Annotated in this window: 10 protein-coding genes; 6 read left to right on the forward strand and 4 right to left on the reverse strand. The window is 53.4% G+C overall.

Translation table 11 applies throughout. The annotated features are described in order from the left end of the window. Window positions 1-9: 9 nt before the first annotated feature. Entirely contained in the window at window positions 10-1,086 is a 1,077-nt protein-coding gene (gene hppD / locus J0A65_RS17885; RefSeq protein WP_206595713.1) for a 4-hydroxyphenylpyruvate dioxygenase, read from the reverse strand. Window positions 1,087-1,211: 125 nt separating this feature from the next. On the opposite strand from hppD, the gene J0A65_RS17890 reads away from it, so the two are divergent. Together J0A65_RS17890 and J0A65_RS17895 are read left to right on the forward strand one after the other, a co-directional pair. Beyond that, a complete protein-coding gene (locus J0A65_RS17890) occupies window positions 1,212-1,661 on the forward strand; it encodes a MarR family winged helix-turn-helix transcriptional regulator (RefSeq protein ID WP_206595714.1) in 450 nt (149 codons plus the stop codon). Between the two features lie 41 nt (window positions 1,662-1,702). Continuing rightward, window positions 1,703-2,335 carry a peptidylprolyl isomerase gene (locus tag J0A65_RS17895; RefSeq protein WP_206595715.1) on the forward strand — a complete coding sequence of 211 codons (633 nt, stop codon included), beginning with the start codon at window positions 1,703-1,705 and terminating at the stop codon, window positions 2,333-2,335. Between the two features lie 24 nt (window positions 2,336-2,359). Here J0A65_RS17895 and J0A65_RS27730 read toward each other — a convergent pair whose 3' ends face one another. From J0A65_RS27730 to J0A65_RS17910, 3 genes are all read right to left on the reverse strand, one after another. After that, window positions 2,360-4,810 carry a helix-turn-helix domain-containing protein gene (locus J0A65_RS27730; protein ID WP_206595716.1) on the reverse strand — a complete coding sequence of 817 codons (2,451 nt, stop codon included), beginning with the start codon at window positions 4,808-4,810 and terminating at the stop codon, window positions 2,360-2,362. Window positions 4,811-4,898: 88 nt separating this feature from the next. After that, window positions 4,899-6,866 (reverse strand): metallophosphoesterase, encoded by a 1,968-nt coding sequence (locus J0A65_RS17905; RefSeq protein ID WP_206595717.1) that lies wholly within the window; start codon window positions 6,864-6,866, stop codon window positions 4,899-4,901. 56 nt (window positions 6,867-6,922) lie between these two features. Further along, the gene (locus tag J0A65_RS17910; RefSeq protein ID WP_206595718.1) at window positions 6,923-9,679 is read right to left on the reverse strand and encodes a TonB-dependent receptor; all 2,757 of its coding nucleotides are present in this window, start codon (window positions 9,677-9,679) and stop codon (window positions 6,923-6,925) included. 217 nt (window positions 9,680-9,896) lie between these two features. Between J0A65_RS17910 and J0A65_RS17915 the strand changes: the two genes are divergently transcribed. From J0A65_RS17915 to J0A65_RS17930, 4 genes are all read left to right on the forward strand, one after another. After that, a complete protein-coding gene (locus J0A65_RS17915; RefSeq protein ID WP_206595719.1) occupies window positions 9,897-10,478 on the forward strand; it encodes an RNA polymerase sigma factor in 582 nt (193 codons plus the stop codon). Window positions 10,479-10,484: 6 nt separating this feature from the next. Continuing rightward, window positions 10,485-11,375 (forward strand): FecR family protein, encoded by an 891-nt coding sequence (locus J0A65_RS17920; RefSeq protein ID WP_206595720.1) that lies wholly within the window; start codon window positions 10,485-10,487, stop codon window positions 11,373-11,375. Window positions 11,376-11,421: 46 nt separating this feature from the next. After that, window positions 11,422-14,268: a TonB-dependent receptor gene (locus tag J0A65_RS17925; protein WP_206595721.1), complete on the forward strand. Its 2,847-nt coding sequence runs from the start codon at window positions 11,422-11,424 to the stop codon at window positions 14,266-14,268. Between the two features lie 134 nt (window positions 14,269-14,402). Further along, window positions 14,403-14,914 (forward strand): peroxidase family protein (locus J0A65_RS17930; protein WP_332874360.1); only part of this gene is annotated, 512 nt, incomplete at its 3' end.

The raw sequence follows: 14,914 nt of genomic DNA on the forward strand, positions 1-14,914 counted from the left end.
TTATGCCGGTTATTTACCCTGACCAACCACACCACGGGCAACCTGGTCGCGCTCAATAGACTCGAACAATGCCTTAAAGTTACCTTCGCCGAAACCTTCATCTTCCTTACGCTGAATAAACTCAAAGAACACCGGGCCCAGCACGGTTTCTGAGAAGATTTGCAGCAACAGGCGCGGTTTGCCGCCTTCGGTGGTGCCATCCAACAAGATACCACGGGCTTGCAGTTGGTCTACCGGCTCACCATGCCCTGGCAGGCGCTCTTCCAGCATCTGATAGTAAGTTGCAGGCGGCGCCGTCATAAACTTCACGCCTTGCTTTTTGAGCTTATCCCAGCAAGCCAGCAAATCATCACAAGCAAAAGCAATGTGCTGAATACCTTCACCGTTGTACTTCATCAGGAATTCTTCGATCTGGCCACCGGCACTGGCTTCTTCATTCAGAGGAATGCGGATTTTGCCATCAGGTGCGGTCATGGCTTTAGACAACAACCCGGTGTATTCACCCTTAATATCGAAGTAGCGAATCTCTCGGAAGTTGAACAGATTGGAATAGTAATCTGCCCAGTACTGCATACGGCCGCGATATACGTTGTGAGTCAGGTGGTCCAGCGTATGGAAGCCACAACCTTCAGGATGACGGTCCACCCCCTCAATCCAGTTAAAGTCGATATCGTAAATGGTCTGACCTTCCTGATAACGGTCAATCAGATATAAAGTGGCACCGCCTATGCCTTTGATGGCAGGCAAACGCAGTTCCATGGCTCCGGTTTGGATTTCAACCGGCTGCGCACCTTTTTTCAGCGCGGCGGCATAGGCCATTTGCGCATCTTTTACGCGAAACGCCATACCGCAGGCAGACGGGCCGTGCTCGATGGCATAGTAGTGGGCGTGGCTCTTAGGCTCGTAGTTAGTGATAAAGTTAATATCACCCTGGCGCCACAGTTCCACGTCTTTGGATTTGTGTCTTGCCACCTTAGTGAAGCCCATGGCTTCGAATACCGGTTCCAGCACACCTTTTTGCGGCGCGGTGAACTCGACAAATTCAAAGCCGTCCAGGCCCATTGGGTTTTCAAACAAATCCGCCATCTCAATCCCCTTATTTACACTTTGCTGCTTTTTGGGCAACCTCTTAGGTTGTTACCCAATAGTATTGTTTCAGTTGAAAGCATATTAGTTTCAAATGAAACCACTGACAATGGCGGAGCCCGAACTTGCCCTGTAAACCAAACTCTCCACTGCTGTTGCAGCGCTTCCTGCCGTATCGGCTGACTACTTTGTCGAACAAGATCTCCCAGGCGCTAGCTGCACAGTACAGTCAGCGCTTTGACCTGAGCATTCCTGAATGGCGCATTCTGGCTGTACTTGGCGAAGGCACAGCACTGTCTGCTGCTGAAATAGTCCAGCGCACCGCTATGGACAAAGTGGCCGTCTCTCGGGCAGTGAAAAAGCTGCTGGAAAAGCAGCGACTGGAAAAAAATCAGGACAGCAACGACAACCGCCGCTTCTCCTTATCCCTGTCTGAATCCGGTCAAGCACTGTACGAGGAAGTGGTACCTATTGCCCTTGAGTATGAAAGACGCCTGATTGCCGAACTCAGCCATGATGAAATTGAAAACATGGATAAGCTGTTCAATCATCTGGACAACGTGATCCTAAAGTAAGTCCCTAATTACATAAGCCCTAAACAGTATAAGGATGCCCCGTGAACAAATTCTGGTCTTTGTTTCTAACCCGCTTTACCTGGCTCACTTTGTTAATCGCCAGTGCTCTATCAGCCAATGCACAACCGGCCAATCCGCAAGTGCTGCTGGAAACCCCGATGGGCAACATTCAGGTGGAGCTTTATCTGGATAAAGCGCCCCTGTCGGCGGGGGATTTTCTGGCCTACGTAGAACAAGGGTTGTTCGACAATCAGCTTGGCTTTCATCGCGTGGTCAGGCCTGATAATGACCACGGCACGCCGGTTATCTCGGTGATCCAGGCCGGGTTAAAAGACGGCGCGCAGCGCAGAGCCCCAATTGCCCATGAAACCACCGAGCAGACTGGACTGAAGCATCTGGATGGCACCTTGTCCATTGCCCGGGCAGCGCCTGGAACCGGCGGTGGTAGTGATTTTTTTATCTGCGTGGGTGACCAGCCGGCCCTGGATTTTGGCGCCAAACGTAACCCCGACGGTCAGGGTTTTGCTGCTTTTGGGCGCGTCGTCAGCGGCATGGAGGTGGTGCGTAAAATCAATGCTCTACAAGGCGTTAGTACCGGCCAGGATGATTATGTAGATGGCCAGATACTCGCCGAGCCGGTATCGATCACTAAAGCCTATTTACTTCGACAATAAATCGCCGCTAGTCTGTGGCGGCGCTCAAGGTGCCGCCAGGGCAAGCCGAATATCCTCCCAGCTAACCTCATCCCCCAGTGCCGTTTTGACGGCCTTCAGGCTATTGTCCCGTTGAGCAGCGGCGGCTTGGCGAATAGCCTCAATACGTTCTGCTGGCAGTAGCTCCTGCACCTCAATCTCACCGGTCTGAATAAAGTGGCATAAGTGATTGGCCACAGTACCAGGCACCAGGCCGCGCTGCTCGGCAATCTGCGCCAGGTTTAAGCCTTGTCGGTAAAGATCCAGGGTAATATCACGAGTGCTGCGCTTTTCGGTGGCATCTTCTGCACTGTTTTCCTGGCCGGATGACAAAGCCACTCTGGTGTCGGCGCTGGATAAGGGCGCAGGATCGGTCTCCAGGCCCTGCTCAGCGCAGTATTCGGCCACCAGCTTAAGTAAATCCTCGCCATATTTTTCCACCGTGCTGGGGCCAACTTTATGCACTTTCAATAACGTCTGGCGACTGCCCGGCAAATGCTTGGCGATTTGCAGCAGCACTTGCTGATGAGCAATGCGGTAAGCGGGCACCTGCTGATGTTCGGCTTGCGCACTACGCCAGTCCCGTAAGCGCTGAAACAGCGCCGGGTGCGCCAGGTCATCAATGCTCAGTTCCTCTGCCGGGGGGCTTTTCACCGCAGCGCTTTTACTTTCCTGAATACCCGCTTTGGCCAGGGCTTGTAACCAGATGGCCAGATTGAACCCGGCTGCACTGCAAGCCACAATGGCCTGCTTCTCGGCCAAAACCCTATCCAGTCGTTCCAGGGCTTTTTTAATCTGCTTGTTAAGCTGCTTGTTGTCGGTGGCATAGTGAAATGCTGCTCGCCAAGCCATCAGTTCAGCCAGGGCCTGACTGAAATAACCACTGGCTTTGCTGACCCGCTCCTGCACTGCGCTATCCTGCTCCGGCAACGGCGCGTTAGCAAACAGGCTGTGCAATTGGCGCTGGAATTTCGTTGCCACTGCGACCACGTTATTCTGGATGGCCAGCTTTAATTCAGGCAAAGCTGCACTGTTATGGCTTTGCACCCTGTCTCCGCCATCCGCCAATTCTCTTTCCAGCCGGTTTAGCGCAAACCCCAAGCCACTAAAATCAAAACTCTCCAGCAACAGTCCTTGCTGATACTCACCTTTGGCCTGCTCCAGCATGGCAGCATCCGGCGCCGGGCAATGCTGGCTGAAATGAATAATCAGCTCGTCACAACGCACGGCCTGAGGGAGCAGCGGGCTTTGCAACACTAGTCCATCCAATTGGCGACAACGGCTTAGCGCCACATAAATCTGCCCGTGGGAAAAGGCCGCCTGACCGTCGATTATGGCCTTATCGAAGGTCAGCCCCTGGCTCTTATGAATGGTAATCGCCCAGGCCAGGCGCAGCGGGATCTGGCTGAAACTGCCGATGATATCTTCACTAATCTGCTGTTCGCCGTCCAATCCATATTTGATGTTTTCCCAGGTGGCCGCTTCCACCTCAATGGGTTCTGGCTCGTCTGCACATTGCACCCATACCTTGTCGGCCTGTATACGGCTGACCACCCCGCGCTTGCCGTTAAAATAGCGCCGCTGCTCGCCCTGGTCATTGCGGATAAACATCACCTGAGCGCCAACTTTCAGTGCCAGTTGCGCGGCGGCCGGATAGCTTTGCTCAGGGTACTCACCGTTAACCCGCGCCTCAAAATATTGAAGTTCGCCAGGCAGCGCCGCCAGCTTGCTGTTATTCAGCTTGTCCGCGCTGTGATTATGAGTGCTCAGCACTATATAGTCGTCATCATGAAAATCCGGCTGATAGCGCCGGTTCAGGGCGTCAAGCGCCTGGTCATCCAACTGGTTATTGCGCACCTGATTCAGCAGACTGATAAAGGCCGGGTCGGACTGACGGTAGACCTGCTGCAATTCCACCTGCACCCACTGGCTTTGCGCCAGGGCCTGGCTGGCAAAAAAGTAAGGGTTGGCATAATGCGGTTGCAGCAGTTGCCAGTCGCTGTCTTTCACCACCGGCGGCAACTGGTATAAATCGCCAATCAGCAGCAACTGCACGCCACCAAAGGGCTTGTTGCGGTCACGAAAACGCCTTAGCACCGCATCCACGGCGTCCAGCATATCGGCCCGCACCATACTGATCTCGTCAATCACCAGCAAGTGCAGGCTGCGGATAATATTGATCTTTTCTTTGCTGAAACGGTTATGTTCAGCCTGTCTGGTACCAGGTATATAGGGCCCGAAGGGGAGCTGGAAAAACGAATGCAGGGTTACGCCGCCGGCATTAATGGCTGCCACACCGGTTGGGGCGGTAACCATCATACGTTTAGGACTATGCGCTTTTAGTTCACGCAGGAAGGTGGTTTTGCCGGTCCCGGCCTTACCGGTTAAAAACACATGTACGCCGGTTTGTTCCACCAGCATTCTAGCTGTGTGCAATTGGGGATTGGGGTTGGTCATATTATCCCTGCCTGGATTCAGTGGTGCCATCCTATCATTAATTTAGAACAGCCAGGGCCAAGGTCCAGTCAGGGACAAGCATTCATGCTTAATTGCCTTGGATAACTTGCCCGTTATCTAAATTAACAATGAAATGTCTGTCCGGCTCCCCTTGCTGCAGGGCCTGGAATATCGCCAGCAGTTGGCTTAGCCTGGTTTTTAGTGCCCATTGCGGCGAACCCTCAGGCTGCTCAGAACGGTTAAGCCGCTGGGCCAGTAATTGATAGGCCAAGATACGCTTAGCAGGGATGTCCGCCAGGGCCAGACTGCCAGCATTACGCAACCGGTAAAAATCCAGCGCCAGCTCAAAGCCCGTCCAGCGGCTAAGCTCCTCCGGCATCACAGACGGATACGGCCAGTTATTGCGCAGGCTGATATCGGCAGACTGCCAGTCTTTACTTTGCGTCAGTACATTAAGAGCCTGTTCCCGGTCGCCATTAAAGCCACTGAGCACCATCAGTTGCCAACCATTGAAAGCCAGTAACGCCTCACGTAAGTCCGGTGGCCATTCCCCCGGCAAAAAGCGCAGCCGGGTCAGTTCCTGTAAATGCCAGAGGGTAAACTCCCGGTAGCTTTTGGCCGTTAGAATGCCTTTATCCCAGGGCGGGGCGTTGTGGCTGCTGACCTGATATTCCTGGGCATAATGCTCAAACAACTCGTCAAAACGTGGCACCTTGTTCAGCACGATAGTGTCGACCTCCACTTGCCTGTCGCTGTGCAGGGTCAGCAGTTTGTAAGCTGGCACATAAGCGGCCAGTGACGGTGCCTGAATATTGACCAGGGTGTTGCCCTGCGAGCCCTTGATTGTGCCAGTATCGTTAAAATGCATATGCCCGCCCACATGCAGGGTCAGGCCGGTATCCGCCAATAACTGCCCCACCTTGTCTGTCGGGCGCCTGGTCAATTGCAGGGCTTCCCGGCCAAACACCTGGGCGATAGCCTGTGACTGGCCGTCATAAAATTCCGTCATCGGAAAATGGCTGAAAGCCAGCAGGGTTTTACCTTGGCTGGCCGCCCGTTTAACCACAGAGCGGATCCAATCCAGCACCTGGGTTTTATGGCTGACCAGTTTGTTGTATCCCGCATTCCCGGAACCGGCAAACTCGCCGCTAGCTACTTTTGGCACATACACATTGGCATCAATGGCCAGTAACCAAAGGTCCGGCACAGGTTCAACCAGATAGCTGGCATCCGCCACCTGCTGACATTGGCTGTAGCCAGCCTGTTTATAGGCCCCGCCTGTACCCTGAGCACAGATTTCATAATTGCGCTGGTCCAACTCAGCCTGCTGACTTGCCTGGTGGAAACTGTATGTATCTGTCTGATAATCGGAATAAGGCGATTCCCAGTAAAGGTCTCTGCTATCCGGGAAAAAACCAAAACTGGCAAGCTCGGCAAGAATACCGCCATACCCCATATGGCGTATTTCCTCGCTACAAATCGTATCAGGCGTATTATCGCCCTTGATCACCGCCCAGGTCCCTTGATAAGCCAGACACTTGTCTGCCCCGCGACTGAATATGGCCTGCTGATGGCCACCCGCGCCCAGAAAATCCGGCTCGCCGCCAGGTGAGTCAAGGGGTCGCACTGGATCGTGATTGCCCGGCGTGGCAAAAAAACGCATGCCGTAGGTTTGACTATAGTTATCCAGAATTCGCCGCAGGCCGCGAATATGCAGGGGCTGGCCGTCGTCACTGAAATCCCCCGGTAGCGCCACCAGCTTGACACCACGGCGGGCAACATCGTCAAGGGCCGCCAGCAGGGCAAAGTAGTTTTCATTAAACAGCCGGGTGGAATGTAACTGTGCCCGCATACTGCGAATGGTAGCCTTACGGCCACTTTTACTGTTGGGTAGGCCCTCAAATGCCCCATCGCGAAACTCGCCGTAAACATCATGAAAATGCACATCCGGCATAAAGGCGATTTGCAGCGGCTCAGCAGCCGGTGCACTATCCGCCCCTGCCCCACCCGGCAACAGGGTCAGAAAAAGCAGCACGCCAATGATTAGCCTGAACATAAGCCGCTCCTGAAAAATACCAATATAAAGGCCCGCACAGAGCGGGCCACAACGACTTAGAAGCTTGCGCGTACACCTAAACTGAAGCGACGGCCTGAGAACTCATACATGCTGGGGAACACCGGTGCGATGGTGTAAGCACGGGTTTCCTCATCGGTAATATTGATGCCTTCCAGTGAAACTTTGATGTCGTCGGTAAGTTGATACCCCAGCGACAAATCCAACTGACCATAGGCATCGCGATACACCGGATACATATCCCGCTCAATGACTTCTACGTATTTGTCTTTATAGTTGTAAGACAAACGCGCATCGAAGGCGGCATTTTCGTAGTACAGGGTGGCGTTCCAGGTTTTGTCTGCCAGGCCTTCGGGTGGCGTGGGAATAGACAGATCAGAGGCTCCGGTCAGGGAGTTGTCCAGCATGGTGTAGTTGGCATTGATACCAAAACCTTCCAGCATGGGATGCAGCATGCTAAGCGGGAATTGGGCAATCAGTTCCACCCCTGACACATCATAGGCGCCTTCGGCATTGACCTTCTGATACACGTCAAAGTCATAGATACCATCAACCGTGCCATTGGCATTATATTTGGTCACATCCTTGACCACGCCGGTCAGACTCTCGCGTACCACCCCTTCAATGGTCTTTTCGAAGTAAGACACTGCCAGCAGACCACCATTTTCCAGATAGTACTCCAGGCCAATTTCCCACTGATCGGCATAGGTGGGTTTCAGGTCCGGGTTACCGTCACGGTATTTAAATTCGTTAACGCTGACGGTGCGCTTATAAGCAATATCGCCCAGCGCCGGGCGCATCAGGGTTTCGGAATAGGCCGCGCGCAGCATCAAGTCATCAGACAATTCCATCATCAGGTTGGCACTGGGCAGCACTTCCTGATATCCCCCATCCTTGGACACTGGCTCAGGGGTATAACCTGTGGAGCCATCACTGTTTTGTACCTGATGGTAACCAAAGGACAACACCGAGGTGTCTACGTAACGCACACCGGCATTAAGGGTGACCGGCATATGCCCAATATCAAACAGGAAATCTGTCATGGCATACAGGCTCAGGACCTCCTCGTCCACCTGATAAAATTCACTGTCGGCAAAGTCCACGTTAAAGCCGCTGTAGCGGAAGGTGTCTCTGGCGTAATCGTTACCCACCTGCGACCACTGCGGGCTGCCATCAAGCTGCTTCATATAGCGCCCACCGGGCACCAGGTCAGAAATTAACTGAATGTCACTGTCTTGTAATGTGCGGGTGTTACGCCAGGAGCTGTCTCCTTCGGCTGGTCCACGCACCGTATTACTACCGCGGTTACGCTGTTTGGATTTGTCGGTGTAACGCACCCCAAACTGCACCTTAGCCAGGGACGGCAGAAAATCCAGACTCAAAGGGCGGGCAAAATCCAACTGCGCAGCATATTTGTCGTCCTGTATTTCTTCCAGATTAACCTCGTAGGAATCAAACAGGTATTTGTCCGGCGAGTTGTACATATCAATGCTTTGGGGGTTGGCGCTAACAATAGTCTCACCACCTGTGTCGGTATAGCGGCTGCGGGACGGGGCAAAGGCCACATGCTTGAGATTGCTGGTATCTGACAGTTTTTCCGCACCGGAATAGCCCAGCAGGCCGGTGATTTGCCAGTTAGCCACATCCCAGTCCAGACTCAGGCTGTATTGGCTGTAGTCGGTTTCGTGCACATTTTCTTTACTGAGGAATTCATGCTGAGTGGCGGCGTAAGATACATCGGTCAGCACCACCACCCCATAATCAGCCAGGGTGGTATTGTCATAGCTATGTACCTGTTCCAGTGCGCTGATGCTGGAGGCGGAATAAGCGGCAGCGTCGTATTCATCCTCGGTGTTGTCGTATCCTCCCAGCATGGCATCAAAGGTCAGGCTCAGCGTTTCACTGGGCTTGAATTGCAATGACGCAGTGGCTCCCCATTTGTCCTGATCATTGAGATAGGCACGGTCGCCGACTTTATCCAGAAACACCACGCGATTGGTTTGCTCGGTATCAAATGGATCGCTGATCACCACGCCGGTATCGCGCGCCAGCACCTCAATGGTCTGGTCTGACTGCCACTGTGAAGAACCTTTTTTCTCGGTCCAGCGGGACAGGGGACGGAAATTGATGCCCGAATTAGAATCGGTGCGGTTGGTGCGGCTGGCTTTAGAGAAAGACACCAGCGCCCCCCAGTCACCAAAGGTGTCACTGGCCAAAAAAGAGAATTTTGGATCGGTCTTTTCAGAAATGGAGTTATAGGCGGCATCAGCCGACACCACAAGCTGGCGTTCGTTGTAGTCAAAGGGTCTGGCGGTGGAAATCAGCACCGAACCGGCAATACCGCCTTCCTCATCGGCGGCGGTCGGGGATTTCTGCACAGTGACGCCCTGAATAATTTCTGAGGCGAAAATATCAAATTCCACATCGCGGCCACCACTGCCAGAGGCGGTAGCCAGACCGTTAATGGACACATGGGTGAACTCACTGGGCAAACTGCGCACATTCACTTTACTGCCCAGGCCCTTGTTACGCTCGATTGTTACCCCTGGCATACGTTGCAGGGCTTCGGCCAGGTTTTGCTCCGGGAAATCGGCAATGTCGGTAGCCACAATAGAGTCAGAAAAACCAATATTGTTGCGTTTAATATCCACTGCCCGTTCCAGGCTTTTGGCGTAACTGCCGGTGACCACAATTTCTTCTATCGCTGCAGCCTCATCCTGAGCCATAACGGGAACAGACAAAACGGAGCCCAGGGCCAGAGCCAGGGGGGAAAGGACAAACAAGGAGGATTTCATGTTTTCAGCTTCCTGAGTTGGTTATGTGTGACAGCCAGTGCTGCAATGTCGTCCCTCTAGACGTCAGGAAGAACGCCAATGGGGACGCGTTTTTTTATGAAGTTTTTGTGTCAGTCAGGCATCACATCGCTGTCATGAAAACTTCATAAAAATGTTCGTCCCCCTTTGGCTACAATGCGCGTCTTAACGCTAATAGGCCCACCTATCAGATTTCATCATGCAGTTGCCCTTTCGCCGAGCCAAAGCCGTTACCCCAGGTTCATCAGCCCCGCTGCTGACCTGCCTGATGGCCAATCAGACTGCACTTAAGGCCTATATTCGCCGGACCCTGTCGGAAGAAGCCGATGTGGAGGATCTGTTCCAGAAGTTGCTGCTAAAGGCGCTGCGTATGGACAACCAACAGGCTATCGACAACCTCTTGGCTTATGGCTACAAAATGGCCCAGAGCCTGATCATCGATCATCTGCGGGAGTCTCAACGCCAACCTGATGAGCTGGTGCATGAGCCTGAAGCCCCGTCACTGTGCCTGGACACTTTGCTCGACCATCAACAGCGCATCACCTTGTACAAACAAGTGATAGCCACCATGCCCGCACTGCGACGAGAAGTGTTTATCCGCCGTCGCCTGCACAGTGAAAGTCGTGACACTATTGCCAGAGCCATGGGCCTGAGCGAAGAGGCGATCAAGAAGCATCTGAGCCGGGCCATGGATGACCTGCGCCAGGCAATGGAAAAACTCGACCCTGACCTGTCCCCAAATAGTCAGTCGGGCAGTCATAGCAATAAGTCATTCAGGTAGATGCAGATGTCAGACAAGCCACGCCACACCCCGCACAGCCAAAAACTGGAACAAGCCATTTGGCAGGACGATGCCCTGACGGAGGCTTTGCAGCAGTGGCAGACTCAGCAACCGGCTGAAGCGCCGCTGAAAAAACGCTTTATGCCGCCTGCACTGTATGCCCTGGCAGCGACCATTTTGATTTGTGTGTTGAGTGTCTATCTACTGATGCCAGCCGCAGAAAACATCCCACTCGCGCACACAAACAGCCAGGCCAAACCCATTCAGTTTCAAAGCCAGCAAGCCAGAGACATTGTTTTGAGTGACCAAACTCAGGTAGCCATGAATCGCGACAGCCACCTGACCTTTGTCGAACATGCTGACAGCCGTGAAGTTATTCTGTCCAAAGGAGAGGCTTACTTTGATGTGGCTCGCAATGAATCCAAACCCTTTAGTGTTAAAGTCGGTGATACGCAGGTCACCGTATTGGGCACCCGTTTTAATATCAATCGCTTAGCTAACCAGGTCGAGGTACAGGTATTTCATGGCAAAGTGGCCGTGACTCAGCTGTCCAGTCAGCAAAGTGTGCAGCTTAGTGTTGGCCAGCAGCTCAGTATTGACGCCATGGGCATGCATAGCGGGCAGATAAGCGGTAATACACCGGCCTGGCAGTCGGGTTGGCTGAATATAGACAATCAGGCACTGTCCCGCGTGGTATTGCAGTTGTCCCGCTACAGTGACAAGCCGGTATTAGTCAGCGATGAGCTCAGCAACCTGACGGTCAGTGGCCGTTTTCGCACCGGTGATATTCCAGGCGCACTGGATCTGATCAGCAAGCTATATGGCCTGAAGACTGACAATTTCAGCGACAGTTATCTGCTGAGCAAGGCCCCTGTCATAAAAACGTCACCTGAATAATACAGGCTTACAGGCCAGTTTCAGCCACAACTGACTCGTCTGCCAAATGCTAAAAACACTGTCGGCCTTATTGATGTTGCTGGCACCAGGCTGTCTGATGGCCGCACCACTGGCAGAGGTATTAAGTGCACTGGCCCGCCAGCACCAGGTCGCCATCGTGTTTAACCAGGCGGAGCTGGCGGATATCCAGGTTGATATGCCTGATACCGAATTGCCACTGCAGGTGGCTTTGCAACAGCTACTTGGCGACTTACCTCTTGATCTGGAGATCAGCGACACGGGCATTGTGATACGGCGGCATGACCAGAGCACGGAAAGTCAGCCCGAATTGACAAAAGTATTGGAAGAAGTCCGGGTTACCGGCACTGCCCTGACAGCAAATGCTCAGCAACTTGAGCGGGATTATCAGGCCGCTACCCGTGCCAGCCGCCAACTCAAACAACAGCAGATTGGCGACAGTGATTATTTACTTGGCGCGATGTTAAAGGGGCTGCCAGCAGAAAACCTGGCCGAGTCCATGCAGGCCCTACCGGGCCTCAGTATCAGCCGCGATCGGGGCGAAGGCCTGAATATTAACGCAGGCGGCCTGGGGCCCGCCTACCAGTTAACCCTGCTAAATGGTCGGCGTATTGCCAACACCGAAAATGTCAGAAACAGTAATCAGTATGGCCAGGAATATCGCTTCGACACACTAAGCGCCGGGGTATTTTCTGCGGTGGAATTGCATAAAACCGCCGATAGCGCTTTACCCGCCGGAGCCATAGGCGCGGTAGCCAATATTATCAGTGAAAAGCCACTTTCCCTGCCCAGCCAGCAAACGCAATTGACTTTATCCGGCACCAACCTGTCCGGTGACAACCAGGTGCAACCCAATATGACCATCAGCAGCAATGGGTTTAGCACTCAACGCCAATGGGCCTGGCTGGCCAAACTGAACTATCAGAGCCGGGTCCAGCGGCAGTTTCAATACGAGACTTGGCACTGGGGCCGCAATGCCGATGCCCCCGCCCAGTATCACTACCCTCAGCTCGATGACACCACATTGGTACCTGTTGATGGGCTGGCGCTGACCATAGAAAACGAGGACAGAACCCGGCTCAGTGCCCTGTTAACTGCCCAGTGGCAACCAACATCGCACACCAGTTGGCTGGTAAGCGGCTTTTTGTCGGATACCGACTATGCCTTTGATGAACACAGATTGTCGGTAAACCCCGCAAGTAAAACAGCGACTCCACATTTTATTTCTGCGGACAATGCCTTATCCGCCGTGACATACCGCGATGCCGATATTAAAAGTGCCAGAGAAGTATCCGGGCTGAATTATCAGCATCAAACCTGGCAGGCCAGTGGTGAACACCAGGCTAGCTTTTTAGGTTGGCCGCTGCTTATTCAGCCCTATCTGAGCCTGAGTCAGGCCATCAGCCGGACCACCTCTCCCATTACCCGGCTCCGCAGCGAAATAGCCAGGACGGATCTGGAGTTTGCCATTGATGCGCAAAGATTAGGGCAATTCACGCTCAGCAGCCCGGCACTGAGCCCCGACAGTTTTTCCCGTATCAGTGGCATCAGTGAACGGCATATTCGGGTGGATAATCAGGTGCTGGAGACAGGAGTGGATGCCACAATTGAGCTTTCTCAGCGCAGTCAGTTAGACCTGGGGCTAGTGCTGAGCAGGCATCATCACCAATACCATCGTCAGGATATTGAACTCGACTCTGCACAACTTGCCGCCATTGATGCGCACAATGCCCTTTATTATCAGGCTTTGCCTACCCCTTTTGAGGCTGACTTTGCCGCCCAGATTGCCAGTCAGTGGCTGATTCCCAGCCTGCAACTGCAAAGCGACCAGCGCCATCTGCTAACGTTCGGCGCAATGTCACAAAGCGATAAACTGAACAGTTACCGCGTCGATTTTCGTACCACCGAAGCTTTTGTTAACGGCCAATGGCAGCTTCCCGGGATCACGACATTGCAACTACAGAGCGGGATTCGTTACAGCGCCACTCAGAGTCAGTCACAGGGATTTGGCTTGTTCGACGATCTGCAGGTGGTGCCCAGACACAGTCAGACCCGTTACCGCCACTGGCTCCCCTCATTAAGCTTAGTCTGGCAACCCGGCGAAAACTGGCAATGGCGCAGTGCACTATCGCGCAGCATGGCGCTGCCCAACTATTCCGATCTGAACCCTAAAATTCATGCCCATTCTGGCGGTCAGCCTTATGCAGAGGGCGGAAATCCGGCCCTGCGTCCGGTGGAATCGAGGAATCTGTCCAGTTCACTGAGCTACACCGCAGCAGGCGGACAGCTATCGCTGCTCTGGTTTGACAAGCAGTTGAGTCATTTTATCAGCGAGCAGGTCAGCCAATTGACCTATATGGGCCAGCAATACAACCTGCGCAGTAAAACCAACCAGGGACAGGGGGCGGTTTCTGGCATTGTGGCCAGTTTATCACTGGATATTCCCCTGCCGATAAACGGGTTAGACAGTCTGGGGCTGTCCACCAGCATCACCCAACTTAACCACGAAGGCGAATATCAGGTGGCAGGCCAGCCAAAGGTACGCCCATTGGAAGGTGTATCAAAGCGCAGCGCCAATCTGCGTATGGCACTGCGTGGCGGCCCCTGGCAGGGCGCAGTGAATATGAATTTTCGCAGCCGCTACCTGGAACAACTGGACAATACCAATCGCGCAGACATTTGGGTGGATGACTTTACCAGCCTGGACACCAGCCTGTCTTTCACACCACTGGAGCAAGTATTGCTGCGGCTGGATATTTACAACCTGCTCAATCAGAACAAACGCCGCTACGCACAAGACGGCCATGCCCAGGCATTAATGAAAGTCGAAGACTTCGGTGTCCGTTTCGCCTTTTCATTGCAACTGCAGTGGTAAGACCCTGCATACCTTTGATTCAGCCAACCTATTGCATCAATCAGTTTTCTTCATAGTCAACTATCTGGTGTACCGATAAAAGCCACCTATAGTTACCCAGGGCAAAAACAACCTGATAACAAAAGGACACCATTATGCTGAGTAAACCCCTACCCCTTTTCTCGGCCGCAGCTCTGGCCGTCACCCTGACACTGTCTGCCGGTCAGGTGGCAGCGGATCCCATGGCAAAATCCAATCAGTTCTGGTGGCCAGAGAAGCTCGACCTGGCGCCGCTGCGCCAGCACGCAGCAAAGTCTAATCCTCTCGGTGACAATTTTGATTATGCCACAGCTTTTAAGCAGTTGGATTTGCAAGCGCTGAAAGCGGAAATTCAAGCCTTAATGACTCAGTCTCAGGATTGGTGGCCAGCGGATTATGGTCATTATGGTCCGTTTTTTATCCGCATGGCCTGGCACAGTGCTGGCACCTACCGAGTCGCCGATGGTCGCGGTGGCGCCGGTGGCGGCCAGCAACGCTTTGAGCCGTTAAATTCCTGGCCGGACAATGTCAGTCTGGACAAAGCCCGACGCTTGTTATGGCCGATAAAGCAAAAATACGGCCGCAGTATCTCCTGGGCCGACCTGATGGTGCTGACCGGCAACGTGGC

The sequence above is a fragment of the Bowmanella yangjiangensis genome (assembly GCF_017255015.1).
GTDB classification, from domain to species: domain Bacteria; phylum Pseudomonadota; class Gammaproteobacteria; order Enterobacterales; family Alteromonadaceae; genus Bowmanella; species Bowmanella yangjiangensis.